This is a genomic window from Microbacterium sp. EB106-03-03-XG65 (assembly GCF_058791955.1).
The window spans coordinates 772,958-799,920 of record NZ_JBYTEB010000002.1; the positions used below are offsets into that span (position 1 = coordinate 772,958).

Sequence of the window (26,963 nt, forward strand, 5' to 3'; positions counted from 1 at the left end):
CCTATTCCAGCCAGTCCGCGAGCGGGGCGATCTCGACGCCCGCCGCCTCCAGGCCCTGACGGATCTGCAGGGCGAGCGCGACCGCGCCGTCGGTGTCGCCGTGCACGAGCACGGTGTCGCACTCGACCGGGATGAGCACACCGTTGCGGCTCTCGATGACCCCGTCGACCACCATGCGCACGGTGCGGCTGCGGATCTCATCAGGGTCGTGGATCACGGCGCCGGGCTCGGTGCGCCGCACGAGCGTGCCGTCGTCTTCGTAGGCACGGTCGGCGATCCCTACGATGCCGACGCGCAGCCCCGCTGCACGGGCGGCGTCTGCCAGCTTTCCGTCCTGCGCGAGCACGATGAGCTCGGGGTTCAGTCGGCGAGCGGCGTCGGCGACGGCATCCGCGTAGTCCTCGCGCACCGCCACGAGGTTGCCCAGGCGGCCGTGCGGAGCCAGATGCGTGACGGTCGTGCCGTGGTAGGTCGCGATGGCCTGCAGCGCGCCGAACTGGTAGAGCACGTCGGTGCGCACCTCGTCGGCGGTGAGTCCCATGTCGCGGCGGCCGAAGCCCTGCAGGTCGGGGAACGACGGGTGGGCGCCGACGCCGACCCCGCGCTGCACGCAGGCGCGGACCGTCTCGTCCATGATCTGCGGGTCGCCGGCGTGGAATCCGCAGGCGATGTTCGCCGAGGTGAGCACGTCGAGCAGGGCGGCATCGTCTCCCATGCGCCACGGACCGAATCCCTCACCGAGATCTGCCACCAGGTCGATCTTCCGGGTCATCGTCAGCTCCTCTCGTCGTCGATTCCGCTGTGGAAGACACGCTACGGCTGCAGGCACGGAACAGTGCAGGATCATGCCGCATCCGTGCCGCACATCTCTGCCTGCCCCCGTTAAATCGCGGGTTTGTGGGCGGCCTCTTGGCAAAGACCGTGCCACATTCCCTCGTCACGACGACGCCACTCGGGTAGCATCGACGTCATCATCCGCCACCGCGAGGAGCATCCTGATGGTCGTCCCCGCCCGCCGCGTGCAGCGCCGCGTCACCCTCACCGAGATCGCCGAGGCCTGCGGCGTCGCGCCCTCGACCGTGTCACGCGCTCTCTCGAACCCGAACCGCGTCAGCGCCGAGATGTACGAGCGCATCACCAGCAAGGCTCAGGAGATGGGATACGCGTCGGCGCTGCTGCCGGCCGCCGAGAACCGTCTCGCCCGCGGCACGATCGCGCTGGTGCTGCCGAACCTCACGAATCCGTTCAACCTCGATGTGACCCGCGGGGCGCAGGCGCAGATCCGCGCCGCAAGCTACCTGCATCTGCTCGTGAGCACCGAGGAGTCGCTGCCGATGGAAGAGCAGTGGCTGCGCGAGATGGCGCGCACGGTCGACGGCATCGTGGTCTCTTCCCCCCGCGTCGACGACGAGGTGCTGCGCTCGGTCGCCCAGATCACGCCGACCGTCGTGATCAATCGCGAGGCCCCGGGGCTGTCCGGAGTCGTGATCGACACTCCCGCCGGCCTCGGCCAGGCCGTGCAGTACCTGAACTCGCTCGGTCACACTCGCATCGCGTACGTGCGCGGACCCCATGGATCGTGGACCGACCGTGCACGCTTCGAGGCGATCAACGCGTCGGCGGCCGAACGGGATGTCGAGGTCGTCGCGGTCGGGCGCTACCAGCCCACGCTCGCGAACGGTGCGGCCGCGGCCGACGCCGTCGTGCTCACGCGAGCGACCGCCTGCATCTTCTTCAACGACGTGCTCGCGATCGGGGCCCTCGACCGGTTCCGTCAGCTGGGCGTACTCGTGCCGGGCGATCTGAGCGTGATCGGATGCGACGACATCTTCGGGTCGTCGTTCTCGCACCCGCCGCTCACGACCATCACCTCGCCGGGCGAGAGCGCCGGCCGCGCGGCAGTCGACATGCTCATCGGTCGGTTCTCGACGCGTGACCGCTCCGAGCGGATCGACCACATCTCCGCCCACCTCACGGTGCGCGCGTCGACCGGCCCGCTGACGGCCTGACGCCGCCCGTCGGGCGGGCGGCGTCGAGTCGGGCGGATATCTCCGCGTCGGGCGGCCACATCCCGCCGCATCCTCCGCCCCACACGCAGAACTCCGCCCCACACGCAGAACTCCGCCCCACACGCAGACCTCCGCCCCACACGCAGAAGACCCCGGATGCCGTCGGCATCCGGGGTCTTCCGCGTCGCGGGCTACGGGACCAGGATGGATGCCGTCACGGCATCCTTCTCCTTCTGGGTCTGCTGCCGTTCATCGACCTCGTCGAGCGAATACCGACGGGTCTCCTTGGCGGTCAGCGCCGAGATGACGGCGATCGCCATGATGCCGAGGCCCAGCAGCGCGGGGCCGAACCAGTTCGTGAGGTCCTCGCCGGCCAGCGCCGTCGAAGCGACCGGACCGATGGCACCGGCGATCGCGAAGCCGATCTGGGTGCCCACCGCGAGTCCCGAGACCCGCACCCGGTTGGGGAACATCTCGGCGAAGAACGCCGGCCAGGCCGCGTTCGCCGTCGAGTAGAAGAGGCCGTTGCAGAGGATGCCGAGGAGGAAGATCAAGGCCCAGTCGCCCTGAGTGATCGCCCACAGGTACGGCACCAGAGTGACACCCGCTCCGACGGCACCGATGATGAACACGGTCTTGCGGCCGATGAGGTCGGAGATGTATCCGGCGAACGGCGTGTAGAGCAGCGCGAGCAGACTGGCGAGCACGGGCACCCACAGCATGGTCGCCTTGTCGAGGCCGTAGCCGGTCGTGGCGAAGGCGACCGAGAACGTCGCGAAGAGGTAGCTGACACCGGCGATCATGGCGCACGCGGCGACCCGGATGATCGACACCCAGTGGAAGCGGGTGACCTGCTTGATCGGCGCGAGCTGCACCTTGATGGCCTGGGTCTGCACGAACGCGGGCGGCTCTTCGAGGTTGCGACGGATGAGGTACGCGACCACGACCACGACGGCCGACAGCCAGAAGGGGATGCGCCATCCCCAGGTCAGCAGATCTTCCTGCGGCATCGCCGCGAACGGGATGAACACCGCGGTGGCCAGCAGGCCGCCCGAGGCGGAACCGCTGGTGACGAAGCTCGTGGTGAAGCCTCGACGGTTGTCGGGAGCGTGCTCGAGGCTCATCGAGATCGCGCTCGCCTGCTCCCCCGAGACCGACAGCCCCTGGATGATGCGGATGACGACGAGGAGGATCGGCGCGAGCACACCGATCTGCTCGAACGTCGGCAGGCAGCCGATGATGAACGTGCAGATGCCGATGCCGAACAGCGTGAGCATCATCACGAACTTGCGGCCGAACCGGTCGCCGAGCGGGCCCAGGATGAAGGCGCCGAGCGGACGCACCACGTAGCCGACCGCCAGGGTCATCATGCTCAGCAGCACGCGAACCCCCTCGGGAAGCTCGGGTGGGAAGAACAGCTGGTTGAGGACGAGCGCCGCCGCCGTGCCGTACACGGCGAAGTCGTAGTACTCGAGCGTGGTGCCCACCCAGGACGCGATCGCGGCCTTGGCCGGCGTCTTCTTGGGTACAGAAGTGGTCGTCATGTCGCCTCCATTGGCGGTCTCGGAGCGGGTCGGCGATCGGGTCGTGTGCCGTGTGTCCGCTGTGCGATACCGCTGATCGGGTTCTCGTGGGCGGCGGTCTCGCTCGCTTGAAGGAACTGTATGGATCCGTCATCCGAGGAAACAAGCATTGTGCCACGGACGTGCCAGCGGAGAGGCGAGATTCCAATGATATGCATCCGTCCGGGGATCAGGTCGCGTTGTTTTTGCCATCGATGTTGCCATCCGTGCCTCCCCGGCGCGGCGCCGCCATGAGACGCGCGCCCATCCGCCCGCACCTCGGCGACGAACAGGAAGTATGCGCCGCTTCCGAACCCTCGCGACCGCCATCGCCCTCGCCCTGGGCCTCACGTCGTGCAGCGCCGCACCGGCGGCCGCACCCGACGCCTCGGCATCTGCAGGGAGCGGGCCGTTGGTCGCGTTCTACGGAGACTCCTACACGCTCGGCACCGGGGCGAGCGATCCGTCGCTCCGCTGGTCGACGATCATCAGCGAGGACCGCGGGTGGCGGGAGTTCAACCCCAGCGTCAACGGCCTCGGGTTCGTGAACCATCGATCGAGCTTCGGTGAGAACGACCTACCGGAGCTCGTGATCGAACAGGAGCCCGACATCGTCTTCGTCACGATGGGACTGAACGACAACTTCAGCTACGACCGCCGCGCCGATCTCATCCGCGAGACGATCACGACCGACCTCGCGCGCATCCGCGACGCGCTCCCCTCCGCGCGGATCATCGTCGTCGAGCCGTTCTGGTACACCGAGCAGCGCCCGGCATCGGTCGACCAGATCATCGCCTGGGTCGAGGGTGCGGCAGTCGACGTCGATGCGGACTGGATCCCCGGCGCGAGCAGATGGCTCGACGGTCATTACGCCGGTTCGGAGGACAGTTGGATGGCGTCGGATGGCCTGCACCCGTCGGACGTCGGCTACGCGCACATGGCCGAGCGGATGGATGCGGCGCTCGCACAGCTCGACTCTCCGCTGTGAACGCGCCCGTCGTCAGGACTCGAGCTGGTGGTGGCGCCCGATCGGGAGCATCAACGGCTTCCCCGAGGTGGGGTCGACGATGATGCGGCTCTCCATGCCGATCGACACGGGCCGTTCGGCCAGCGGGCTCACCCGGCGCACGTCGAAATGCGTCGCGCGGTACCAGGTGCCCGCCGCGGTCGAGGCGGAATGGAGGACTCCCGCCGGGATCCACACCCCGACCGACGGCGTGACCGTCCAGATGCGGTTGTCGACGGTCACACGCGAGGCACCGCGCTCGTTCCAGAGCAACTCGTGTGTCGGATGCGAGTGAGGAAGCCAGGACGTGTCGCGGTCGACGGCATCGTCGAAGGCGTTCACCGCCCAGGGCACATCGACGGAACCCGCACCGAAGGCAGGGAGCGCGATCGTGGCGACCGCGTCGTCAACGCCCGTGGTGTCGGGGCCCGTGGTGTCAGCACCCGTGGTCATCACCACCAACGATACGACCACCGGATGGATCAGTCCGCGTCGAGCAGCGCACCCATCTTCTTCGCGATGAGCGTCGTCGCGAACTTGGGGTTGAGACGCGACAGACGATCCATCGCGGCCGCATCCGATCCGATGGTCGCGCGGAACCGGTTCTTCTCGATCGCCTCGACGATCACCCGGCCGGCCTCGACGGGGGTCGTGGTCTTGTAGTCGCTGTTCTCGGCAGACGCGTCGCCTCCGAGGTCCACGCCCGAGTTCGCGGCGATGCCGGTGCTGATCGCACCGGGGAAGATCACCGTGACGTGCACGTTCGTGTCGAGGAGTTCGGCGTACAGCGCTTCGGTCAGGAGCTTCACGGCGGCCTTCGACGCGCCGTAGACGGCCTGCCCCGGCACCGGAGCGTACGACCCCATGCTCGCGACGTTCAGCAGCGAGGCCTCGGGCCGGGCGAGCAGATGCGGCAGGAAGGCCTTGCAGACGTTCATGACGCCCCAGAAGTTGACGTTCATGACCTTCTCGATCTCGGAGAACGGCAGATCGTTCACCTTCACGAACTTCTGGATGACCCCGGCGATGTTCGCGACGCCGTCGACCTGACCATGGGCCGCGATCACGGCATCCGGCAGCGCGTCGATCGCGTCCCGGTCGGTGATGTTCACCGCGTGCTGACTGAAACGTGAGCCGGCGCTCGCCAGGGCCGCGGTGGCCTCGAGCCCGGCGGCGTTGAGATCGACGCCGGCGACCGATGCACCCCCGCTCAGCAGGCGCAGCGTCACCTCCCGCCCGATGCCGTTCCCTGCGCCGGTGACGACGAAGACCTTGCCTGAGATGTCCATGAGTTCCTTCTGTACGGGGTTCGACGCGCTCAGTGCGAGAGCGAAGAGATGTCGGCGAGGATGCGATCGAGGGTTCGTGTGATCGCGATCGTGGTGGCGGCATCGTGCCACGGATGCTCTCGCCGCCCCGACTCGATCGCCGCACTGACCGCTTCGAGCATCGGGCCGTAGCCGTAGCCGTTGCCGACGCGCGGGTGCCGCACGACCTCGGGCTCGCGGAAGATGCGCTCGGCAGAGCCCGCGTGCACGCGGGCGTCACTGCCCGCCCAGAACATCGGGGCGAGAGTGATCCAGCCGCGTTCGCCGCTGATCGAGGCCGAGAGGTCGAGGAACTCCACGCCCGACCACGCGAGCTGCGCGAAGGCACCGTCGGCGCTCTCGAGCATCGCGTGCCCCGCGAGATCGACGCCGTGCGAGATGGTCCCCCTGGTGTGCACCGCGTCCGGGGCGCCCAGGAACCAGTGCGCGAGCGTGACCGGGTAGATGCCGCGGTCGCGCAGAATGCTGCCCCCATCCTCGGGCCGTGTCTTGCCAGGTCGCGGGAAGAAGGGCGTGCCGAAGCCCGCTCGCACGCTGCGGACCGCGCCGAGCTCCCCCGCCGCGATACGGTCGATCACCTCGACGTGCAGCGGGTTGAACCGCATCCACATCGCCTCCATGAGGAAGAGTCCGGCCGCCTCCGCGCGGGCGAAGAGCAGCTCGGCATCGGCCGCCGAGGTCGCTATGGGCTTTTCGACCAGGACGTGCATGCCGGCGTCGAGGGCCTCGAGGGCGATCTCCGTGTGCGTGTGCGCCGGGGTGGCGATGTAGACGACGTCGATGTCATCGCGCGCGAACAGAGCCGCCCGATCTACCGTGGCGAACGGGATGCCGTGTCGCGCCGCGAAGTCGCTCGCACGCTCAGGGGTGCGGCCCCAGACTCCGGCGACCACACCGTCGATCGCCAGCAGGTCGGCGACGAGCCTGTCCGAGATGTCACCCGTTCCGACGACGCCCCACCTAAGCACGTTCGTCTCTCCTCTCCGTGATCGGAGCCACCGTCAGCGTCGCGAGGGCGACCAGCACGAGGGCTGCTCCCCACACGAGCTGATAGCCGCCCGTGAGCGACACGACCACGGCGGCGAGCGCCGGCGCCAGCGCCTGCCCGAGGTTCATCGCGACGATCGCCAACCCGAGGTCGCGACCGGCCCTCGACGGGTCGGGAAGCACGTCGATGAACATCGCATTGTCGACGGGCAGGTAGACGCCGAAGGCGAGCCCGGTGATGATCACCTGGGCGAACAGCGCGGGCAGAGTCGGCGACAGAAGAGGGATCGCCATCGACACCGCCATGAGCACGGAGGCGACGACGATGAACGGCTTGCGGCGACCGACCCGGTCGGACAGCCGACCCGAGACCGCCACTGCAAGGAGGGTGAACGGGATGCCGGCGAGCCCCAGTACGGGCACCATGGCCGAGGCCTCGGCGGCGCTCAACGCCGGGGTCACATAGCTCTGCAGCATGTAGAGGTTGAGCACCGTCGAGGTGCTGTAGCCGAAGAAGAACAGCATCCGCGAGATCCAGAGCCAGCGGTAGTTGCGGGCTTTCAGAGCACTCGCGTACCCGAGCACGAAGGGCTTCCAGGCGAAGGGCTCGCGCTCGATGTCGATCGACGACTCGTCGCGGTTGCGGGTCACGAAGAGGACCGTGGCGATCGCGACCACGAGCCCGAGGATCAGGTAGAAGTCGAGACCGATCATGCCGAACAGCGCGCCGGCGCCGATGCCACCCAGGATGCCGCCGATGATGGCGCCCATGCTGGTCCACGACGTGACACGACCACGCCGGTCGCGCGGCACGCGGTCGGCGACCGTGGCCTGCAGCGGGTTGCCCGCCACGTTCAGCGCGAGCTCGGTCGCGGACCACAGCACGACGAGCACGACGAGCGAGGGGGCGTAGCGAACGGCGACGAGCAGCACGGCGCCGATCAGGCCGGCGTACAGGATCCACGGGGCACGGCGTCCGAGGCGCGAGCGGGTGCGGTCCGAGAGCACGCCGATGACGGGCTGGAGGATCATCACGATGATGGCGCTGGTCGTGGTCACGAGCGCGAGACCGTTCGCCCGTGCGGCCTCGAAGTCGGCGAGCAGGCCCAGCTGCCGCGTCTGCTCGGCGGTCGGGGTGACCTCGCCCGAAGCCACGGCACGGCCGAGTTCGGTGAGCGCCGGCAGGTCGACCCCCGCGTCGACCCCCGTGAAGAAGGAGCCGAACTCGAGCAGTTGGATCTGATTCGGCATCAGGATGCCGTTGGTCGCGGCCCACACGGCCGACACCGCGAGCGACAGCAGGAGGTACCAGCGGATGTAGCGCGAGAGCGGCTTCTTCGCGTCGTAGTGCACGGCGACGGTCGACGTCCAGCGTGCATCCTCGCCCGCGGTCTGCGTGACGGATTCGCTCATGGCCGTGACCCCGCGGATACGGCTCCTCGCAGAGGAGGAACCGGGAACAGCGCATTCGACATCGAAGACTCCAGACCGTCTCGCTGTTGAGACAGTTCCATCAAAACAGATCCGCGCCGATTCGGCAACCGATTGCCAGTCTGTCGTCACAAGCAGCCACGGCCTGCAGCCGCTCGCTTCAGCGCGCCGACACCCGGCCCGTGCTGCCGCGCACGATGAGCCTGGTCGCCAGCGGCTCGTCGCTGACCGGTTCCGCGGCGTCGTGGAGCGCTTCGAGCAACTTGCCCACCGCGCGCTCACCCGCCAGCTGCAGCTGCGCACGCACGGTCGTCAGCGCCGGGACGATGAGCTCGCTCCCGAAGATGTCATCGAAACCCGCGACACTCAGATCGCTCGGAACGTGGATGCCGGCAGCTGTCGCCGCCTGGATCAGACCGATCGCCATCAGGTCGTTGAAGGCGATCACGGCACCGGCACGCGCGGCCTGCACGCGACGCAGCGCGTCGCGCCCTCCGTCGATGGTCGGACTCAGCGGTCCGATCTCGACGACGGCGATGCCCCGCTGCTCTGCGGCGTCGAGCAGTGCCTCCCAGCGCCGACGGCTGATCCACGAGGTCTCGGGCCCGGAGAGGTACGCGATCGATCGGTGTCCGAGATCGTCGAGGTGCGCCACGAGCTCGGCGACGCCCTCCTCGACCTGGGGCAGGACGCTCGCCACCTCGTCGACCCGCCGGTTGATGAGGATGACGGGCTTGCGCTCAGACAGCTTCACGATCCGCTCGTCGGAAAGACGGGTGGTGGCGAGGATCAGTCCGTCGACGCTCGGCAGCAGTCGCGACACCGCCTCGGCCTCGGCCTCGCCGGATTCCTGCGACTCCGCGATCACCAGCGTGTATCCGGCGGCGGCGGCCGTGTGCTCGGCACCTCGCACGATGCCGAAGATGACCGGGTTGGTGATGTCGGCCACCATCAGCCCGATCGTGTGGCTTCGCCCCGTCGGCAGCGCTCGTGCCATGGGATTGAACTGGAAGTCGAGACGATCGGCGGCGGCTCGGATCTTCTCTTCGGTCTTCTTGCTGATGCGGCCGGGCTTGCCCAGCGCTCGCGACACCGTCGACGGGTTCACGCCCGCGAGTTCGGCGATGTCGTAGATCGTCGCCGCGCCGTTTCGTCGGCGGATGCGCTCCGCGAGATCGCCGGGCAGTTCGTCGTCCATCATGCCTCCCAGCTCCCAGGGTGTCATGACCGCGACGATTCGAGCCATTCGACGGCGGCGCGCGCGAGATCCGCCGGAGGCGCACTCACCTCGACGACCATTCCCGCCTCATCCGGGTCGAGCAGCTCGAGCGTGTCGAGCTGTGACCGGAGCAGGGAGGGCGGCATGAAGTGATCGGTGCGTCCGGCCGCGCGTTCCGCGAGCAGAGCGTCGCTGCCGTGCAGATGCACGAACACGACGGAGGGCACCCGCTCACGAATCCGGTCCCGGTAGGTACGTCGCAGAGCGGAACAGGCGATCACCGACCCTGCCGTCGACCGCGCGGCGAGCTCGTCGCTCACGCGGTCGAGCCACGGCATCCGGTCTTCATCCGTCAGCGGGGTGCCCGCGCTCATCTTCGCCCTGTTCGACACGGGATGCAGGTCGTCGGCGTCGAGGAAGTCGACGGCGAGCTCGGCGGCGAGCAGGCGCCCCGTCGTCGACTTGCCCGCGGCCGAGACGCCCATCACCACGACCGGGGGCGGCGTCTGCGTGTTCACCAGTCGTGCACGGTGCCGTCGAGCAGACGGTTGTAGGGCAGGTAGGCCTGCTCGTACGGGTATCTGCCCGCCTCGTCCACGTTCAGCTCGACGCCGAGACCGGGCTTGTCGCCCGGGTGCAGGTATCCGTCGTTCCAGGTGAACGACTGCTCGAACACCTGATCGGTCTTCGCACCGTGGCGCATGTACTCCTGGATGCCGAAGTTGTGGATCGACAACCCGAGGTGCATCGCGGCGGCCATGCCGACCGGGGAGATGTCGGTCGGCCCGTGCATGCCCGACTTGATCTGATACATCGCCGCGTAGTCGAGCGTCTTCTTCAGCGCACTGATGCCACCCATGTGGGTGACCGCACCACGCACGTAGTCGATGAGCTGATCGCGGATGATGTCCTTGAAGTCCCAGACCGTGTTGAAGATCTCCCCGATCGCGAGCGGTGTCGTGGTGTGCTGACGCACCAGGCGCAGCGCCTCCTGGTTCTCGGCCGGAGTGCAGTCCTCGAGCCAGAACAGGTCGTAGGGCTCGAGGTCCTTGCCCAGGCGCGCCGCCTGGATCGGGGTCATCCGGTGGTGACCGTCGTGCAGCAGCGGGATGTCGGGACCGAACTCGTTGCGCACCGCCTCGAACACCCCGGGGAGGTGGTTCAAATAGGCCCGGGTGTCCCAGTCCTCCTCGACGGGCTTCGCACCCCGGCGCGCGGGCTCGTGGTCGTAGCGCACGCTCGCATCGCCGACATCGGCGCCCTGAGCGGCGATGCCGTAGATCGCCTTCAGCGTCGGCACCCCGGTCTGCACCCGGATCGCCTTGTACCCCTGCGCCTGATGCGCGCGGATCGAATCGAACAGCTCGGGAAGCTCCTTCCCCGACGCATGCCCGTACGCCATCAGACCCTTCCGCGACGCCCCACCCAGCAACTGGTACACCGGAAGACCGGCGACCTTTCCCTTGATGTCCCACAACGCCATGTCGACCGCGGCGATCGCCGCCATGGTCACCGGACCCCGCCGCCAGTACGCGCTGCGGTACAGGAACTGCCACGTGTCTTCGATGCGCGACTCATCCGTACCGATCAGCAACGGCACCACATGCTCCGTCAGATACGCCACGACCGCGAGCTCACGCCCGTTCAAGGTCGCATCCCCCAACCCGGTCACACCGTCGGCGGTCGTGATCTTGAGCGTCACGAAATTGCGGTCCGGACTCGTGACGATGACGTCGGCCCTGTCGATGGTCATGCGTTTCTCCTCTGGGTAAAGACGGTCGGTCAGGCGTCTGCGTCGCCGGTGGTGCCGGGCTTGCGTCCGTCGAGTCCGCGCCAGCGCTGGCGCAGTGCGAACGCCGCGGACTTGGGTCGGCGCTCGCGGGTGAAGATGCCCTTCTTGTTGCCGCCGACGCGGTGCAGGCCGTTGGTCGTCGCGAAGTCCGCGAAGTTCCAGATCTGCTCGCCCACGAACTGCGGGAAGCGATCGAAGACGCGGTGGTACATCGCGAGCAGGTCGGTCTGGTACTCCTCGGTCCAGACCTGATCCCACACCGAGTGCAGTCCGGGCATCGTGTCGGCGCCGTACTCGAGCATCATGATCGGCTTGCCGGTGCGGTCGATCCACCCCTGGATGTCGCCCTGCAGGTAGAGCTCCGCCGTCGCGAGATCGCCCGCGTTGATGTACCACCCGTAGTAGCGGTTCAGGCTCACGACATCGAAGAGGTCGATGATCTGGTCATTCTTGAAGGTCGCGAACATGACCATCGAGTAGGTGATCGGGCGCGTCGGGTCGAGCTCGCGCACCAGCTTCACGAGCGGCTCGAAGTACTCGCGCGCGCCGTCTTCGTTCGACGCGGGCTCGTTCGCGATGCACCACAGCACGACCGACGGGTGGTTCTTGTCGCGCCCGATGAGCTCGCGCAGGTGCTGTGCGTGGGCCGCGTGGGTCTCGGCCCCCGCGTACTGCTCAGAGAAGGTCGGGAACGGCGGGGTGCCGCTCAGGCCGCCCACCACGCCCATGTTGAGCCCGACCGCGGCGGTCTCGTCGATCACCAGGATGCCGTGGCGGTCGGCGAAGTCGAGCACCTCTTCGGCATAGGGATAGTGCGAGGTGCGGAACGAGTTCGCGCCCGTCCACTCCATGAGCTGGAAGTCATGGACCATGTAGGCATCGTCGTGCCCCTTGCCGCGCACGAAGGTGTCTTCGTGCTTGCCGAACCCGGTGAAGTAGAAGGGTTCGCCGTTGACGAGGAACTCCTCACCCCGCACCTCGACCGTGCGCACGCCGACCGCGAGCGAGTAGGTGTCGAGCACGTCGTCACCGTCGACGGCGTCGACCGTGAGCTCATAGAGGTACGCGGCACCGGGCTTCCAGAGCACGACGTCGGCGATCTCGAGACGCCCCTCTGCACCGGTCGAGGTCGCCACGACGCTGCCTGCGGCATCAGCCAGACTGACGCGGACCTCTGCACCGCCCGCCGTCTCGACGCGATAGTCGACGAATCCGGTCGAACCGTCGAACGTGGTCACCACCGTGACGTCGTCGACATGCACCGAGGGCAGCGAGTACAGCGACACCGAGCGAGCGAGGCCGGCGTAGTTGTAGAAGTCATGGAAGTACGTCTGGGTCTTGGCGCCGGTCATGCCGACCTCGATCTTGCCCGGCGGGATCGTCGTGTTCGTGAGGTCGGGGCTCACCGCGACCGTGAGACGGAAGGCGGTTCCCGGCTGCACGGCATCCGTGACATCGATGTCGAATGGGGTGTATCCGCCCACATGCTCGCCGACGAGCCGGTCGTCGACGTAGACCTTGGCCGAGTGCGTCGCCGCATCGAACCGCAACAGGATCCGCTCTCCGGCCCACCCCCGGGGCACCTGCACCGAGCGCTGGTAGTAGACCCAACCGACGTGGTCGCGGATCGCAGGGTCGGTGAAGAGATCGTTGTAGCTCGCGGGAACCGCCGCTTCGAGCGGCGTGTCGAGGGCGGCGAGCCACGGCTCCTCGGGCAGTCGGGAGTCGATCCCGAACCTCCAGACCCCGTCGAGCTTGACGAGGTCACGTGTCGCAGTGGCGATGGGCTTGAGCATCAATGGCCTTTCGTGCGCTTCTTTGCGTTCTTGTCTTCAGTACAGCAGAGTTCGAGAGGAATGGCAACCGATTGCCAGTCAGATGGTCTCGCCCGCGTCGGCGAGCAGCGTGCTCCCCGTCATCACCGTCGAGAGGTCGCTGGCACAGAACAGCACCACGCGCGCAATGTCGTCGGGCGTCCCCTGCCGGCCGATCAGGCTCTGCGACATCGCTGCGGGCATCGTCGACGGATCGATGCCGGCAGCGGCCATCTGCTCCATCGCCGCGGCCGCCATCGCCATGTTCCCCTCGGTGGGCACGTAGCTGGGCGCCACGCCGAGCACGCGGATGCCCTGGGGTGCGAGTTCGAGCGCCAACTGCTTCGTGAGACCGCGCACTGCGTGCTTCGACGAGACGTAGGCCGAGAGCCCGGGCGCCGTGCCGCGGAAGCCCGCGGTCGAGACGATGTTCACGATCACGCCGCCCTGCGGCATCCGGCGGGCCGCCTCTCGCGCCCCGTTGCGCACACCCCGCGTGTTCACGGCGAACACCTGCTCCCAGGTCTCATCGCTCATCTCGAGCAGCGACTGACTCGGGAAGATCCCGGCATTGTTCACCCAGATCTGCGGATCGCCGACCTCGGCCTTCGCCGCCTCGGTCGCCGCAGAGACGGATGCCGAATCGGTCACGTCCATGCGCACCCCCACCGCACGCACCGAGAAGCGCTCGGCGATCTCGGATGCCGTGGCGCGGGACCGCTGCTCGTCGAGATCCGCGATCACGATGTTCGCTCCGGCCTCGGCGAGTCGGTCGGCGATGGCCCTGCCGAGCCCCTGTGCGCCGCCCGTGACAAGCGCGGTGCGGCCCGTCAGATCGGTCAGCGACGAGAGGGGGTGCGACGAGACGTCGGGGAAGGGAAAGGACATCATTGCTCCATTTCGAGGGGTGGTGGGCTCAGCGGACGCTGCGCACCGTGAGGGTGATGAGAAGGCCGCCTGCGAAGGCGAGGGCCGCGGCGAGAAGGTAGAGAGCGGTGAAGTTCTCGGCACCGGCACCGGCCCCGATCGCCAGCACTGCACCGCCGAGCACCGGCGCGAAGACACCCGGGATCTTCTGCGCGAAGAGGGCGATGGCCATGTACCGGCCGGCCTCGCGTTCGCGGTTCGGCAGCACGTCGAGCAGCAGCGCCTGGGCGACGGCGGAGAAGGTGGCGATGCCGAGGGAGTTCAGCAGAGTGCCGATCATCAGCATGGGCAGATCGTGAGCGAAGGCCGACACACCGCATCCTGCGGCGAAGAGCGTGGCCCCCGCGAGGATGAAGGGCTTGCGCCTTCGCACCCGGTCGCTGAGCCATCCGCCGCCCAGCGAACCGACCGTGGCCGTGACGATGCTCGATGCCGAGACGATCGCGAGCACGCCCGCCACATCGGGCACCCGCAGCTCGAGGCGCTGGGCGACGAAGAAGACGGTGAAACTGGTGGTGAGGGTGAGCCCGGAGAAGAAGATGAAGCGCCCGAGCCAGTTCCAGGCGAAGTCCGGGGCGCTGCGCGGATCGAAGCCGTAACTGCGCAGCAGTCCGCCGACGGTGAGGCGCCGTTCGAGCAGCATCCCGCGGCTGTCGGGCTCGCGCACCACGGCGAGGAACGCGATGACCAGCACGGCGCCGATCACGGCGGGGAGCGCGAACACGACGAGGATCTGATCCCGGAACAGCCCGACGAGGATGATGCCCACGACCGGCGCGACCTGCATCGTGACCCCGGTGAGGCCGGACACGCGTCCGCGCTGGTTCGGCGGCAGCCGATCGGCCTGCCAGTTGCCGAGCGAGGCTGCCGCCGTGCCCCAGCCGACCGTCGAGAACGTCCATCCGATCGTGAGGACGGTGAGATTCGGAGCCAGGGCCATGACTGGCACCGACGCCGCACCGATCAGCAGACCGATCACCGTGAACGGCCGTCGCCTCCCCCATCGACTCCGCAGGCGATCGCTGAGGATGCCGGTCAGAGGCGCGAGCACGAGCGTGGCCGCCGACCCGACCGCGAGCACGATCCCCAGCGCTTCGGTGCGGCCCGGCGCCAGCTGGTCGAGTCGAACCGCCAGCGAATAAGCCATCGGCACGATCATGGCCATGCCCGCCCCGAACGTCGCGGCGACCAGCAGCACGATATGCCACATCGGCACGTCGGGCGGCCCCGCGGCGCCGACGTCGTGCGGTTCCGTCGCCGCAGACGCCGCACCCGAGGCCGGAGGCTGCGGAAGCGCGAGGTTGCCCTCGGGAACTCGCCCCGCAGCCCCCGTCGGGCCCTCGCCCCGGGGATCGTCGACGTCGACGGTCATGTGCTCGCCCTCTGCGTGCGGCTTCGGTCAGGCCAGACCGTTGCGCTTCGCGACCTCGCCCAGCCAGCCGAGGCTCGGCTTCGGCGTGCGCACGAACGTCTCGCGGTCCACGGCGATCAGGCCGAAGGTCGGCGCCCAGTGACCCCACTCGAAGTTGTCGAGCAGCGTCCAGTGCAGATATCCGCGCACGTCGATGCCCTCGTCGATCGTGTCGGCGAGCCCGCGCAGCGCGGCATCCGTGTAGCGGATCCGCTGGGTGTCGTCGGCGGTGGCGATGCCGTTCTCGGTCACGATCACGGTGACGCCCTCGGAGACCTCCCACGCGTGGCGCACGGCCATCGCGAGCGAGTCGGGACGGAAGGCGGTGCCGACCAGCGTGTTGTCGGGGTGGGGCGGATGCGGCACGAGTCCGTCCGCGTCGACCTCCTGCGACGAGTAGGCCTGCACGCCCACGAAGTCGTCGCCCCGCGAACCCTCCCAGTAGACGTCTTCCTTGCCGTAGCGGATCTGCTTCAGCTTCTCCTCGCCGCCGGGTGCCGCGGTGAGTGCTCCCGCCGCGATGGTCCAGCCGACCTTGGCGCTCGTGCGCGCGCGCACGATCTCGCGCGCGGCGTGGTGGATCTCGACGAACGCGCGACCGATCTCGGGATCGGCGTCCTGCAGGAAGGCGCCGTGCTGCTTCTTCTCTTCCTTCTGCTCCGCGGGTGCCTCGCTCTCGACCGCGTCCGCCTCGACCGTGGGGCTCGTCCACTGTCCGCCCTGAGCGGCCATGCGGCGCATCGCCGTCATGATGGCCGCCTGCATGTTGGGCTCGTTCATCGTGGCGACCCACTCGACGCCGTCGAGGATCGTCGTGGCCTCGGTCACGAAGCGGAGGAAGCGGTCCTTGGCCTTCGGCGACGTCCACGCCCCGTCGTTCGCGAACCACTGGGGTGTCGTGAAGTGCTGCAATGTGACGAAGGGGGTGACGCCGCGCTCGAGACAGTAGTCGATCACGCGACGGTAGTGCGCGAGCTCAGCCCGCGAGAAGCGGCCCTCGACGGGCTCGATGCGCGACCACTCGAGGCTGAACCGATAGGTGTCGAGGCCGGCGTCGGCCAGAAGGTCGATGTCTTCGCGGTAGCGGTGGTAGCTGTCGACGGCGTCGCCGGAGGGCTCCATGCCGGGCATGGTCAGCTCCCGCTCCCACCAGTCGCTGTTGACGTTGTTGCCTTCGATCTGGTGTCCGGCGGTGGCGGCTCCCCAGAGGAAGCCGGTGGGGAAGTTCGTCATTGAGGGATCCTCTCGATGGAAGCAATCATGACAACCGATTGCCAGACCCACGGTAGCATAAAATAGAAAGCCCTCACTATTTTCATCGAAGGAGGCTCCGATGGCTCAGTACGCCAAGACCGCAACCGTCCGCCGCGGCATCCTGGATGCCTGCCTCACGATCTTCGGCGAGTCCGGGTTCCACGGGGCCTCGATGGCCGAAATCGCTCGTCGGGCGGGCATCAGCCACACCGGGCTGCTGCATCACTTCCCCCGCAAAGAGGATCTGCTCATGGCCGTTCTCACGCTGCAGGACGAGCGCAGCGCCGACTACCTCGCACGCAACGAGGTCTTGAGCGCCGGAGCCGATCCGCTCGACGTGCTCCGCGGCATGGCCACGACGTTGATCGAACGGGACCAGCGGGTCGGTCTGGTCGAGCTGAGCGCCGTGCTCACCGGCGAGGCCACGGCGCCAGCTCATCCGGCCCACGACTACTTCGAGACGCGCTACCGCAACATCCGCTCGTTCGTGACCCGCCTGTTCACCCGACTCGGCGATGAAGGCCGCCTGTCGACGGACCTGCCTCCGGCACACCTCGCAGCAATCACCATCGGCGCGATGGACGGGCTGCACACGCAGTGGCTCTTCGACCGGTCAGCGATCGACGTCGATGCGTGCGTCACGTCGCTGATGTCGACCTTCGTGCCTGAGCTGAAGCCCGACGCGCAGGACTGATCACTCCGCAGCGGCACCCGACTCGTACTCGAACCGACTGACGACGACCTGGTCTCCGAGAGCCTCGACACCGATGACCCTGCCTGTGAACCCACCGGCGACCTCGGTCGACAGATAGCGGCCGTCGAGCGTGGCCAGCTCGATGAAGCCCTCCGCCGAGGCCAGGCCGGCGCGCAGCAGGTCGGGTCCACGACGCGCACCGCGCTCGGCTTCGAACTCCGTGGCTCTGATCTCGAGCACCGCATCCATCGTCGCGTCCGTCCGCGCGACGACGTCGCTCAGCGGACCGATGACGATCCGTGCGCGCACCTCTGCACCGACTCGCTCGACAAGCAGCTGGTGCGCGTCGTCCACGCGCACCGAGAGCGCGACGTCGCCCGTGGCGTGCAGGCGGGCCGACCAGAGCTCGTCCTCGGCGCGCACCGCGAGCAGCCGCTCGGCGCGGGCGGCGAGCGCATCCCGCCCCCGCTCGAGGTGCAGGCCGTCGGTGCTCGTGCGGACGAACGACGACGGCGAGATTCCCGGCGAGATCCACCGCGGATGCAGTTCCTCGCCTCTGAAGTCCTCGACGATCGATCTCTTCGCGAGCGGGACGTCGTAGCGCTCCTCGTCGATCACCGGCCAATCATCGACCCAGTCCACCCCCGCGAGGAACGTCTCCCGCCCGTTGGTATGCCAGCGAGGGAACGTGCCGCGGGGCCGCGTCGCGAGGAAGACCAGTGCCCAGGATCCGTCGGAGAGCTCGACCAGATCGGAGTGCCCCGTCGACTGCACGGCCGCGCTCGTGCTGCGGTGGGTGAGGATCGGGTTCGTCGGCGCGGACTCGAAAGGTCCGCTGATGCTCGAGGATCGCGCGATCGTCACCATGTGTCCGGGTCCGGTGCCGCCCTCGGCGACGAGCAGGTACCACCAGTCGCCGCGGCGGATCAGGTGAGGCCCTTCGGCGTGCGCGCCGCCGGTGCCCGCCCACAGCGGGACCGGTTCCGACAGGACCTCGCCGGTGAGCGGATCCACCGCCGCCTGCGAAATGCCGCCGCGCATCACGTCGCTCCAGGTCACGAAGCAGGTGCCGTCGTCATCCCAGGCGATGTCGGGGTCGATGCCGATGAGACCGGCGACGTAGACGGGTTCGCTCCACGGGCCGGTCGGGTCCTCGGCGTGCACGAGGATGTGTCCGCGGCCGACCTCGTGGATGTTCGTCGTGATCATCCAGAACCGCCCGTCGTGATGCCTCAGCGTCGGGGCATAGATCCCTCCGCTGGCGCCCGCGAGTCCGGTGCGCACGTCGAGGTGCTCGGGTCGGTCGAGGACGTTGCCGATCTGCGTCCACGAGACCAGGTCCCTGGAGTGGAACAGCGGCACGCCCGGCGAGTACTCGAAGCTCGAGTTCGCGAGGTAGTAGTCGTCGCCGACGCGGCAGATCGAGGGATCCGGGTGGTAGCCGGGGATGATCGGATTCTGGGTCATGATGCCTCCATGATTCGACGGCGCTCGAGTCGCCGCTCGCGCTGACGGGAGGGGTCGGCGACCGGCGCCGCGAGCAGCAGCTTCTGCGTGTAGGGATGGTCGGGGGTCGAGGTCACATGCTCGGCCGATCCGGTCTCCACCAAGTCGCCGCGGTACAGCACTGCCACCCGGTGACTGATGTGGCGGACGACCGAGAGATCGTGCGACACGAAGAGATAGGCGACCCCGGTCGCCCGCTGGATCTCGACGAACAGATCGAGCACGCGCGCCTGGGTCGAGAGATCCAGAGCGGACACCGGTTCGTCGCACACGATCAGGCGCGGCTCAGGAGCCAGTGCGCGCGCGATGGCGACACGCTGACGCTGTCCGCCCGAGAACTCCCGGGGCAGTCGCTCGACGGCATCCGAGGGCAACCCGACCTGGTCGAGCAGGGTCCTGACCCGCGAGCGGGCATCCTTCGCCGTCGCACCCTGGATGACCAACGGCTCGGCGAGGATGTCTCCGATCGTCATCGACGGGTTGAGCGACGTGTACGGGTCTTGGAACACCACCTGGATGTCACGAGACAGGCGACGGCGATCCCGAGGTGGGATGCCGGCGATCGACGTCCCGTCGAACCGGATGTCTCCGCCGGACGGCTTCACCAGGCCGAGCACCGCGCGTCCGATCGTGGTCTTGCCCGATCCGGACTCGCCGACCAGCCCCAGGGTCTCCCCCGGCGCGACGTCGAGCGAGACGCCGTGCAGCACCTCCACCGGTTTGGCCCGCCATCCCCGTCCGGGGAAGGCGACGCGAAGCTCATCGACCTCGAGGAGGCTCATCGGTCAGTCCTTTCATCGGAGACCGCGACGGGCGGATCGGTGCGAACCGTGCTCTCGTCGAGGATCGCACCGAGCAGCATCTTCGTGTACTCGTGCGACGGGTGCGAGAACACCTCCGCAGCGGTGCCGGACTCGACGATCACGCCGTGCTGCATGACCGCGATGCGATCGCAGAGGTCGGCGACGACGCCGAAGTTGTGAGTGACCAGGAGGATCGCCATGTCGAGCTCGGACTGCAGGTCTCGCAGCAGGTCGAGGATCTCAGCCTGCACCGTGACATCCAGTGCTGTCGTCGGCTCGTCGGCGATCAGCAGCTTCGGCCGGCTCGCGACGGCGCCGGCGATCAGCACACGCTGCGCCATGCCACCCGAGATCTGATGGGGGTACGAGTCGAAGGTGCGCTGCGGGTCGGCGATGCCCACCCTCTCGAGCAGCGCGAGCACCCGGGCGGATGCCTCCGCGCGGGTCACGCCGAGCGCCGACCGCACGCCCTCGACGAGCTGTGCGCCGACCTTGTAGGACGGATCGAGGTTCGACATGGGTTCCTGCGGGATGTAGGCGATCTCCTTGCCCCGCAGCGGACGCATCTGGGCGTCCGTGAGTCCGACGAGCTCGCGCCCGTCGAAGCGGATCGACCCGCGGGTGATCACCGCCTCGTTGGGCAGCACCCCCAGCGAGGCGAACGCGGTCTGCGACTTTCCCGATCCGGATTCGCCGACCAGCCCGACGATCTGCCCACGGGCGATCGACAGGTCGACGCCGCGCACGACCTCGTTCAGGCCGCCGCTCGGTCTCGGATAGGCGATGGCGAGGTCGTTGATCTCGAGCAGCCCCGTCCGCGCGGCCGTCGCCTCGCCGGCGGTGTCGAGCACGCGCTGACCGACACCGACCTTCGCGGGCTTCGGCATCGACCCTTCGAGCACGTCGCGCAGCGCGTTGCCGAGCAGCACGAGCGACGCCGTGATGATTCCGAGCAGCAGGCTCGGCCAGAGGAACTGCGTCGGTGCGATGTAGAGGTTGCGGAACCCCGACGAGATCATCGATCCGAAGCTGGGGATCTGCAGCGATCCGACGCCGAGGAAGGCGAGCCCCGACTGCACCGCGATCGCTGAGCCTGCCATGAAGGCCGCGGCGATGATGATCGGCCCTCTCACGACGAAGAGCACGTGGCGACCGAGGATGCGCAGGTTGCCGAGCCCCGACACCCGGGCGGCATCGACATAGAGCTCGTTTTTCACCCCCAGCACGAGGTTGCGGACGATGCGGTAGATGCCGGGCGACAGCAGCACGCCGAAGATCAGCATCGTGAAGCGGTAGTCGCCCCCGGTGACCGGCATCAGGATGATCAGCAGCAGGATGCCGGGGAACGTCATGATGAGGTTGAACAGCCACTCGGTGGTCGCTCGTGTCACGGTTCCGAAGTAGCCGCCGATGAGACCGGCTACGACTCCGACGACCAGAGCCACACCGGCTCCGATCAGAGCCGAGATGGCCGCCGTGTTGATGGAGTGGAGCAGGCGCGAGAGGATGTCGCGACCGGCCTCGTCGGCACCGAGCAGGTACCCGGGGGTGCCGACCGGCGCGTTGATCATCGAGAGCTCGGCATCGTTCGGGCCGTGCGGCGCGAGCCATGGTGTGAGCAGCCCGAGCAGGAAGATCACCGCGAGAAGCCCGAGCGTCACGACCGCCTGCGGGTCGCGCAGAATACGGCGCCAGGTCGACGTGCGGGTCTTCGCCGCATTCTCGAGGGTGACGAGCAGCTCGGTGCTGGGAGGCGTCACGGTACCGGTGGTGGTCTGGGGCGGGCGTTCGTCGCTCAATGGACTCTCGCTTTCGGGTTCAACCAGCCGTTGGCCAGGTCGGTGAGGAGGTTGACGACGGTGACGAGCAGCACGCCGAATGCGGTGATGCCCATGATCACGGGGATGTCGCCCTGGAGGGATGCGTTGAACGCGAAGCTGCCGTAGCCCGGCAGTGCGAAGACGTTCTCGATGATGAGCGCCCCGCCGAACATCTGGATGAACTCGAGCGACATCACGGTGAGCGCCGGGCTCGCCGCGTTGCGCAGCGCATGCTTGATGACGATCGACGTGGAGGATGCGCCGCGGGTGCGGAGCGTGCGGATGTAGTCGCGGCGGAGCTCGTCGATCATGCGACCTCGCACCTGCGCCGCCATGTTCGCGACGCCGCCGATGGTCAGCACGATCACCGGGATCGTGATGCTGCGCACCCACGCCGCAGGGTCTTCTGCGAAGGGGGTGAAGCCTGTGGCGGGAAGCCACTTGAGCTGCACCGCGAAGACCACCACGAGGACGATCGCCAGAAGCAGGCCGGGGACGATGTACCCGATGAGGGATATCCCCTGGGCGATGCGGTCGACGATCCCGCCGCGCGATGCCGCCCAGACTCCGAGGAAGACAGAGAGGATGACCGTCAGGATCAGCGCCGGGACGATGATCGAGAGCGTGACCGCGAGCCGCTGCAGCACCGACGGACCGACCGGCAGCGAGGTGTACACCGAGACACCGAAGTCGCCCTGCACCGCGTGGATCAGCCAGTCGAAGTACTGCACGAGGACGGGTCGATCCCACCCCTTGGCAGCGATCAGATCGTCGACCACCTCGGGCGTCGCCGACGTACCGAGGATCGCCTGAGCCACGTCGCGGAACGAGGTGCTGAGGAGGAGGAAGGTGATGAGGGTGACCAGTATCGCGAGCACGACGCCGGCGCCGAGTCGGCGGAGGATATAGCTGAGCATCAAGAGACTCCTGGTGTGCGGTGGGGATGCGGCGGACCGCACCCCCACCCGTCACTCACTCGGTGACGTCGAACTGTCGGATGGTTGCGAGGGTGTTCGCCTTGCCGACGTAGGTGATCCCGTCAGCGGTCGCCCAGGTCGCGCCGATGTAGGCGATCGGGGCGACGAGCGCCTGATCCACGACGTACTGGTTCAGCTCCTTGTAGACGGGGAGAGCATCCGCGAAGTCGACGGTGTTGTTGATCTCGTCGAAGTAGCCGTCGAGCGTCGGATCGGTGTACCCGGTCGGGTTGCCGAAGCCGGCGGCACCGATCGTGGTCGCGAGATCAGCGGAATCGGAGTTGAACCCGAGGATCTGGTAGTAGAGCCCGTAGTCACCGGAACGGGCAGCTGCCTGCGCCTGCTGCGGCGGCACGGTCACCCACTCGAGGGTCAGACCGATGTCGGCGAACGCCTGCGTGAGCACGGGCTCGATCGTGGTGCTGAGGAAGGTGCTCGGGATCTGGAAGGTCTCGCCGGCGTAGCCCGCCTCTTCGACGAGCTCCTTGCCCTTCTCGGGGTCGTACTCGTACTCGTCGTTCAGCTTCTCGTCGTAGACCTCGCCGAACGGGCTGACCAGCTGCGTCGTGGCGATGCCCACTCCGCTGAAGATGCCCTTGAGCACGCCCTCGCGGTCGATCGCCATGTTGATCGCCTGACGCACCTTGACATCACCGAGCGCCGGGAACTTCTCGCCGGCGCGATCGAGGATGTTGAGGTACCCCACGGCCACCGCGTCGTTCACCGTGATGGTGAACTTGTTCGCGTCGAGCTGCGAGACGACCTGCGACTGCACGGTCGCCGCGTTGAGCTCGCCCGCCTGCAGTGCGTTGAGCGATGCCGTCGGGTCCTGCAGCACCTTGACGGTGAGTGTCTTGAACGGCACATTGTCCGCGTCCCAGTAGTCATCGCGCTTGACGAGGACGTAGCTGCTGCCCGGGACGGTCTTGTCGACGTCGAGAGTGAACGGGCCGGATCCGATCGGGTCGGTGGCCGTGCGCTCTTCGTCCATGGTCGCGGGATCGCCGATGGCACCAGGGCCCTGGGCGAGGTTGTCGAGGAACTGGGGGTCGAATGCCGAGAAGCTGATGACGACGGTCTTGTCGTCCTCTGCCACGACGTCCGCGACCGCGGCGAGGCGGCTCTGTACGGCTCCCGGCGTGGCCTTGGAACGCAGCAGAGTCGCAGCGACCGCGGCAGCATCCACCGGGTCTCCCGAGCTGAACGTCATGCCGTCGCGCAGCGTGAGGGTCAGCTGGGTGCCGTCTTCGTTGTACTCCCACTTCTCCGCGGCGCCGGGAAGCAGCTCCCCTGTCTCAGGGTCCTTGCGCAGCAAGGTGTCGAGGATCGACGACCAGACGAACATCTGCTGACCGTCGACGATCTGAGCGGGATCGAGCGAGTTGGGGGCAGACACCGCGGCGACTGCGAGGTCCTTCTCGACGACGGCCGCCGCCGACGATTCGTCCGGTGCCGGCTCGCTGCCGGCCGCGCAGCCGGTCGCGACGAGCGCGGTGATGAGCAGCGCGGCGGGCAGAGCCACACCGCGACGATGCTTACGGGTATTCCACATTTTTCATACTCCTTTGGATGAAACGACTGGACGCGCAACCGCTTGTCAGCACGGGTGAGGCTGATGAGAAGTGCGACGACTTGTGTCAGTAAAGCAGGGATTCTTGGTTTTGACAACCGATTGCCAAGTTGTTACCCAAGCGTGAGCTCGGCCACGGCAGACAGGCTGTCGAGCACGCCCTCCACGAAGGTCTCGTCGCCGCCGAGCGCGGCGCTGAGCTGCGCCACCGCCCGTTGCACGTCGGCGCGATCCGCGTCCGGGGTGTCGAGAGCGATCCATGCGGCGATCACGGCAGCACAGGCGGCGGCGGTTCGCCCCGCGCGGCGCTCGCGCTCCGCCACCGGCGCGATCCGCACGCGCATCTTGGTGTCGGCATCGAGACCGATCTGCGCGAGCAGATGTCGGATGCGGGGGTTCCGGAATCGGTCGAGCAGCGCCGCGCGATACTCGTGCACACCGAGGTCAGCGGGAAGGTGCTGCTCGGCCTCGTCCCAGTAGGCGTCGACAGCACGAAGGCACTCCGCGTCCGCGATGGCTTCGGCGACCGTTCGATGCCCTCGAAGACGACCGAGAGAGGCCAGCAGGGTGTGCGCACCGTTCAGCAGCCAGAGCTTCCGCGCTTCCCACGGTTCGAGGTCATCGGTGAAACGGGCACCGGCGGTCTCCCACTGCGGGCGCCCTGCGGGGAACGCTCCGGAGATCACCCAGTCGGAGAACGGCTCGGCGACGACCGGCGCGCGATCCCCGTAGAGCTCCGACAGGTCCGCCGCCTCCTCGTCGGAGAGCCGGGGAGTGATCCTGTCGACGGAGCCCGACACGAACGACACGTTGTCATCGATCCAGGCCCGCAGTTCGGGCAGCGCAGCCGACAGGGCGCCGACGGCGTCGCGCAGCACTCCCCCGTTGTCGGGAAGGTTGTCGCACGAGATCAGGGCGAGTGGCCCGCCCCCGGCACGTCGACGAGCGTCGAGCGCGACGACCACGCGTCCGAGCGCGGTCCGCGGCTCGATCGTCGTCGGCTCCACGCCCTCGGTGAGACCGCGCAGCGCGGCCGCATCGGCATCCGTCTCGTCGCGCGAATAGGCGGCCTCCGTGATCGTGAGCGACACGATCGCGGTGGTGGGCGCCGCGACGTCGGCGAGGAACCGGCGCAGCTCCGACCCGCCGTGCGCGCGCACGATGCTGTCGATGCGCTCGGCTCGATCGTCGTCGCGCGATCGCACCACGAGTGTGTACAGACCGTCCTGGTCGTTCAGCGCCTCGGCGAGCGCGGCGCTGCGTCCGCTGTATGCGGCGATGCCCCACTGCGCGGCATCCGCTGCGCGCGCGGTGTACCAGGCCTGATGCGAACGATGGAAGGCGCCGAGTCCGAGATGCACGATCCGCACGGGAGGCGCCTCGCTCGTGCGCACGCCGAGGACCGAAGAGGAGGCGGTCACAGCTTGAACACCCGCTTCGGCTGCGGACCGACGATGTCGTCGATGATCGCGGCCGCGGTCTCGTCGTCGATGCGCCCCTCGATCACGAGCCGCGCGAGGAATGCGGCGTCCGCGCGCCGCGCGGTGTCGTGCCGCGCGGGGATCGACAGGAACGCCCGGGTGTCGTCGATGAACCCCGATCCGCGCGAGAAGCCTGCGGTCTCGGTCACCGCCGAGCGGAATCGCGCCATGGCGTCGGGGGCATCGAGGAACCACCAGGGAGCGCCGATGTAGACGCTCGGGTAGAAGCCCGCGAGTGGAGCGATCTCCCGCGAGTAGACGGTCTCGTCGACCGCGAACAGCACGAGATGCAGGTCGCGTTCGAGGCCGAACCGCTCGAGCAGCGGACGCAGCCCGCCCACGAAGTCGGTGCGCCGCGGGATGTCGTGCCCCGAGTCCGGGCCGAACCGCCGCAGGGTCCGCGTGCTGTGGTTGCGCACGACGCCGGCGTGCACGGTCATGACGAGTCCGTCGTCGACGCTCATCCGCGCCATCTGCAGCAGCATGTGCGCACGGAATGCCTGACGCTCGGCGGCATCCGCCTCACCCGAGACGACACGGGCGAACAGCGCCTGAGCCTCCGCGGCGTCGAGATAGAGAGTCTCCGGCACCTCGACGCCATGGTCGGCCGATACGGCGCCATGCTCGATGAAGTACCGCCTCCGCGCCTCCAGAGCAGCGAGATATCCGGCGAATGTGCTCGGCTGCCCCGTAGTCTCGAGCAGGCGCTGCACGCTGGCGGCGAAGCCCGCAGCATCCGGGTCGAGGTAGCGGTCGGGCCGGAAGGTCGGAACGACTCTGCCGACCGTGCCCTCGGCGGCGAGCGCCGCGTGCCCCTCGAGATCATCGAGCGGATCGTCGGTCGTCGCGAGCACCTCGATGTTGAAGCTCTCGTAGAGCGCGCGCGGGCGCATGCTCGGATCACCGAGCTTCGCGGCGATGTGATCGTAGGCATCGTCTGCGGTCGCGGCCGTGAGCGGCGCCCGCAGATCGAGCACGTTCTCGAGCGACTCGCTCAGCCAGTACCCCGACGCGGTCCCCGCGAACAGGCGCCAATGCTCGGCGAACAGCCGCCACACCTCGCGCGGGTCCGCCGGCGACCCGCCGACGCCGAGCGCATCGAGTCCGACGCCCGAGGCATGCAGCAGCCGGGTCACGTAGTGATCGTGCGTGATCAGCAACGACGCCGGGTCGGCGAAAGGCTGATCGTCGACGAGCCACTCCACCGGCACGTGGCCGTGCGGCGAGACGATGGGCGCAGCTGAGACGCTCTCGTACAGGGATCGCGCGACGGAGCGCGTCGCCGGGTCGGCAGGAAGCAGGCGGTCGCGGTCGCGGCGTTGCGGCTGGAGCATTCCCCTATCAGATCGGTTTCCGCCAGTTTTGTCAATCG

Annotated in this window: 23 protein-coding genes; 3 read left to right on the forward strand and 20 right to left on the reverse strand. The window is 68.1% G+C overall.

Translation table 11 applies throughout. The annotated features are described in order from the left end of the window. Position 1: 1 nt before the first annotated feature. On the reverse strand, positions 2-772 hold the full coding sequence (locus AC3WS6_RS17135) for a LamB/YcsF family protein (protein ID WP_492502217.1): 771 nt from the start codon (positions 770-772) through the stop codon (positions 2-4). Between the two features lie 226 nt (positions 773-998). Here AC3WS6_RS17135 and AC3WS6_RS17140 point away from each other — a divergent pair, with 226 nt between their 5' ends. Further along, complete coding sequence (locus AC3WS6_RS17140; protein ID WP_492502218.1) at positions 999-2,009, forward strand: LacI family DNA-binding transcriptional regulator; 1,011 nt, start codon at positions 999-1,001, stop codon at positions 2,007-2,009. 191 nt (positions 2,010-2,200) lie between these two features. Here AC3WS6_RS17140 and AC3WS6_RS17145 read toward each other — a convergent pair whose 3' ends face one another. Next, a complete protein-coding gene (locus AC3WS6_RS17145; RefSeq protein ID WP_492502219.1) occupies positions 2,201-3,553 on the reverse strand; it encodes an MFS transporter in 1,353 nt (450 codons plus the stop codon). Between the two features lie 316 nt (positions 3,554-3,869). Between AC3WS6_RS17145 and AC3WS6_RS17150 the strand changes: the two genes are divergently transcribed. Next, positions 3,870-4,559: an SGNH/GDSL hydrolase family protein gene (locus AC3WS6_RS17150; protein ID WP_492502220.1), complete on the forward strand. Its 690-nt coding sequence runs from the start codon at positions 3,870-3,872 to the stop codon at positions 4,557-4,559. A gap of 12 nt (positions 4,560-4,571) precedes the next feature. Here AC3WS6_RS17150 and AC3WS6_RS17155 read toward each other — a convergent pair whose 3' ends face one another. The 11 genes from AC3WS6_RS17155 to AC3WS6_RS17205 form a co-directional block, all read right to left on the reverse strand. Beyond that, the gene (locus tag AC3WS6_RS17155; RefSeq protein WP_492502221.1) at positions 4,572-5,030 is read right to left on the reverse strand and encodes an AraC family ligand binding domain-containing protein; all 459 of its coding nucleotides are present in this window, start codon (positions 5,028-5,030) and stop codon (positions 4,572-4,574) included. A 29-nt stretch (positions 5,031-5,059) separates the two neighbouring features. Beyond that, the gene (locus AC3WS6_RS17160; protein ID WP_492502222.1) at positions 5,060-5,866 is read right to left on the reverse strand and encodes an SDR family NAD(P)-dependent oxidoreductase; all 807 of its coding nucleotides are present in this window, start codon (positions 5,864-5,866) and stop codon (positions 5,060-5,062) included. A gap of 29 nt (positions 5,867-5,895) precedes the next feature. After that, a complete protein-coding gene (locus AC3WS6_RS17165) occupies positions 5,896-6,873 on the reverse strand; it encodes a Gfo/Idh/MocA family protein (protein WP_492502223.1) in 978 nt (325 codons plus the stop codon). Next, entirely contained in the window at positions 6,866-8,305 is a 1,440-nt protein-coding gene (locus tag AC3WS6_RS17170) for an MFS transporter (RefSeq protein ID WP_492502224.1), read from the reverse strand. Before AC3WS6_RS17170 ends, AC3WS6_RS17165 begins: the two co-directional genes overlap by 8 nt. Before the next feature lie 178 nt (positions 8,306-8,483). Next, complete coding sequence (locus tag AC3WS6_RS17175; protein WP_492502225.1) at positions 8,484-9,548, reverse strand: LacI family DNA-binding transcriptional regulator; 1,065 nt, start codon at positions 9,546-9,548, stop codon at positions 8,484-8,486. Next, complete coding sequence (locus AC3WS6_RS17180) at positions 9,545-10,060, reverse strand: gluconokinase (RefSeq protein ID WP_492502226.1); 516 nt, start codon at positions 10,058-10,060, stop codon at positions 9,545-9,547. The genes AC3WS6_RS17175 and AC3WS6_RS17180 overlap by 4 nt, the downstream gene beginning before the upstream one ends. After that, positions 10,057-11,295, reverse strand: a complete 1,239-nt coding sequence (gene manD, locus AC3WS6_RS17185; RefSeq protein WP_492502227.1) for a D-mannonate dehydratase ManD — start codon at positions 11,293-11,295, stop codon at positions 10,057-10,059. Before manD ends, AC3WS6_RS17180 begins: the two co-directional genes overlap by 4 nt. A gap of 29 nt (positions 11,296-11,324) precedes the next feature. Next, on the reverse strand, positions 11,325-13,130 hold the full coding sequence (uidA, locus tag AC3WS6_RS17190; protein ID WP_492502228.1) for a beta-glucuronidase: 1,806 nt from the start codon (positions 13,128-13,130) through the stop codon (positions 11,325-11,327). Between the two features lie 78 nt (positions 13,131-13,208). After that, entirely contained in the window at positions 13,209-14,039 is an 831-nt protein-coding gene (locus AC3WS6_RS17195) for an SDR family NAD(P)-dependent oxidoreductase (protein ID WP_492502229.1), read from the reverse strand. Between the two features lie 25 nt (positions 14,040-14,064). Next, positions 14,065-15,447, reverse strand: coding sequence for an MFS transporter (locus tag AC3WS6_RS17200; protein WP_492502230.1), 1,383 nt, complete (start codon positions 15,445-15,447; stop codon positions 14,065-14,067). 27 nt (positions 15,448-15,474) lie between these two features. Continuing rightward, positions 15,475-16,719, reverse strand: coding sequence for a glycoside hydrolase family 1 protein (locus AC3WS6_RS17205; protein ID WP_492502231.1), 1,245 nt, complete (start codon positions 16,717-16,719; stop codon positions 15,475-15,477). Positions 16,720-16,819: 100 nt separating this feature from the next. On the opposite strand from AC3WS6_RS17205, the gene AC3WS6_RS17210 reads away from it, so the two are divergent. Then, complete coding sequence (locus tag AC3WS6_RS17210; protein WP_492502232.1) at positions 16,820-17,434, forward strand: TetR/AcrR family transcriptional regulator; 615 nt, start codon at positions 16,820-16,822, stop codon at positions 17,432-17,434. Here the strand turns inward: AC3WS6_RS17210 and AC3WS6_RS17215 are convergent, their stop codons facing one another. From AC3WS6_RS17215 to uxaC, 7 genes are all read right to left on the reverse strand, one after another. Continuing rightward, positions 17,435-18,901, reverse strand: a complete 1,467-nt coding sequence (locus AC3WS6_RS17215) for a glycoside hydrolase family 43 protein (RefSeq protein ID WP_492502233.1) — start codon at positions 18,899-18,901, stop codon at positions 17,435-17,437. It lies immediately after the preceding gene. Further along, complete coding sequence (locus tag AC3WS6_RS17220) at positions 18,898-19,722, reverse strand: ATP-binding cassette domain-containing protein (protein WP_492502234.1); 825 nt, start codon at positions 19,720-19,722, stop codon at positions 18,898-18,900. Before AC3WS6_RS17220 ends, AC3WS6_RS17215 begins: the two co-directional genes overlap by 4 nt. Further along, complete coding sequence (locus tag AC3WS6_RS17225) at positions 19,719-21,542, reverse strand: dipeptide/oligopeptide/nickel ABC transporter permease/ATP-binding protein (RefSeq protein ID WP_492502235.1); 1,824 nt, start codon at positions 21,540-21,542, stop codon at positions 19,719-19,721. The genes AC3WS6_RS17220 and AC3WS6_RS17225 overlap by 4 nt, the downstream gene beginning before the upstream one ends. Further along, on the reverse strand, positions 21,539-22,480 hold the full coding sequence (locus tag AC3WS6_RS17230; protein WP_492502236.1) for an ABC transporter permease: 942 nt from the start codon (positions 22,478-22,480) through the stop codon (positions 21,539-21,541). Before AC3WS6_RS17230 ends, AC3WS6_RS17225 begins: the two co-directional genes overlap by 4 nt. A 55-nt stretch (positions 22,481-22,535) precedes the next feature. Continuing rightward, positions 22,536-24,062, reverse strand: a complete 1,527-nt coding sequence (locus AC3WS6_RS17235) for an ABC transporter substrate-binding protein (protein ID WP_492502237.1) — start codon at positions 24,060-24,062, stop codon at positions 22,536-22,538. A gap of 161 nt (positions 24,063-24,223) precedes the next feature. Beyond that, complete coding sequence (locus AC3WS6_RS17240; protein WP_492502238.1) at positions 24,224-25,531, reverse strand: mannitol dehydrogenase family protein; 1,308 nt, start codon at positions 25,529-25,531, stop codon at positions 24,224-24,226. Further along, a complete protein-coding gene (uxaC, locus tag AC3WS6_RS17245; RefSeq protein WP_492502239.1) occupies positions 25,528-26,925 on the reverse strand; it encodes a glucuronate isomerase in 1,398 nt (465 codons plus the stop codon). The genes AC3WS6_RS17240 and uxaC overlap by 4 nt, the downstream gene beginning before the upstream one ends. Positions 26,926-26,963 lie beyond the last annotated feature (38 nt).

Coding starts and splice junctions, on each gene's coding strand:
- manD (WP_492502227.1), bottom strand. CDS start 11,295: ATGACCATCGACAGGGCCGACGTCATCGTCACGAGTCCGGACCGCAAT.
- AC3WS6_RS17210 (WP_492502232.1), top strand. CDS start 16,820: ATGGCTCAGTACGCCAAGACCGCAACCGTCCGCCGCGGCATCCTGGAT.
- uidA (WP_492502228.1), bottom strand. CDS start 13,130: ATGCTCAAGCCCATCGCCACTGCGACACGTGACCTCGTCAAGCTCGAC.
- AC3WS6_RS17135 (WP_492502217.1), bottom strand. CDS start 772: ATGACCCGGAAGATCGACCTGGTGGCAGATCTCGGTGAGGGATTCGGT.
- AC3WS6_RS17150 (WP_492502220.1), top strand. CDS start 3,870: ATGCGCCGCTTCCGAACCCTCGCGACCGCCATCGCCCTCGCCCTGGGC.
- AC3WS6_RS17215 (WP_492502233.1), bottom strand. CDS start 18,901: ATGACCCAGAATCCGATCATCCCCGGCTACCACCCGGATCCCTCGATC.
- AC3WS6_RS17230 (WP_492502236.1), bottom strand. CDS start 22,480: ATGCTCAGCTATATCCTCCGCCGACTCGGCGCCGGCGTCGTGCTCGCG.
- AC3WS6_RS17205 (WP_492502231.1), bottom strand. CDS start 16,719: ATGACGAACTTCCCCACCGGCTTCCTCTGGGGAGCCGCCACCGCCGGA.
- AC3WS6_RS17220 (WP_492502234.1), bottom strand. CDS start 19,722: ATGAGCCTCCTCGAGGTCGATGAGCTTCGCGTCGCCTTCCCCGGACGG.
- AC3WS6_RS17195 (WP_492502229.1), bottom strand. CDS start 14,039: ATGATGTCCTTTCCCTTCCCCGACGTCTCGTCGCACCCCCTCTCGTCG.
- AC3WS6_RS17160 (WP_492502222.1), bottom strand. CDS start 5,866: ATGGACATCTCAGGCAAGGTCTTCGTCGTCACCGGCGCAGGGAACGGC.
- uxaC (WP_492502239.1), bottom strand. CDS start 26,925: ATGCTCCAGCCGCAACGCCGCGACCGCGACCGCCTGCTTCCTGCCGAC.
- AC3WS6_RS17200 (WP_492502230.1), bottom strand. CDS start 15,447: ATGACCGTCGACGTCGACGATCCCCGGGGCGAGGGCCCGACGGGGGCT.
- AC3WS6_RS17170 (WP_492502224.1), bottom strand. CDS start 8,305: ATGAGCGAATCCGTCACGCAGACCGCGGGCGAGGATGCACGCTGGACG.
- AC3WS6_RS17145 (WP_492502219.1), bottom strand. CDS start 3,553: ATGACGACCACTTCTGTACCCAAGAAGACGCCGGCCAAGGCCGCGATC.
- AC3WS6_RS17155 (WP_492502221.1), bottom strand. CDS start 5,030: ATGACCACGGGTGCTGACACCACGGGCCCCGACACCACGGGCGTTGAC.
- AC3WS6_RS17175 (WP_492502225.1), bottom strand. CDS start 9,548: ATGACACCCTGGGAGCTGGGAGGCATGATGGACGACGAACTGCCCGGC.
- AC3WS6_RS17140 (WP_492502218.1), top strand. CDS start 999: ATGGTCGTCCCCGCCCGCCGCGTGCAGCGCCGCGTCACCCTCACCGAG.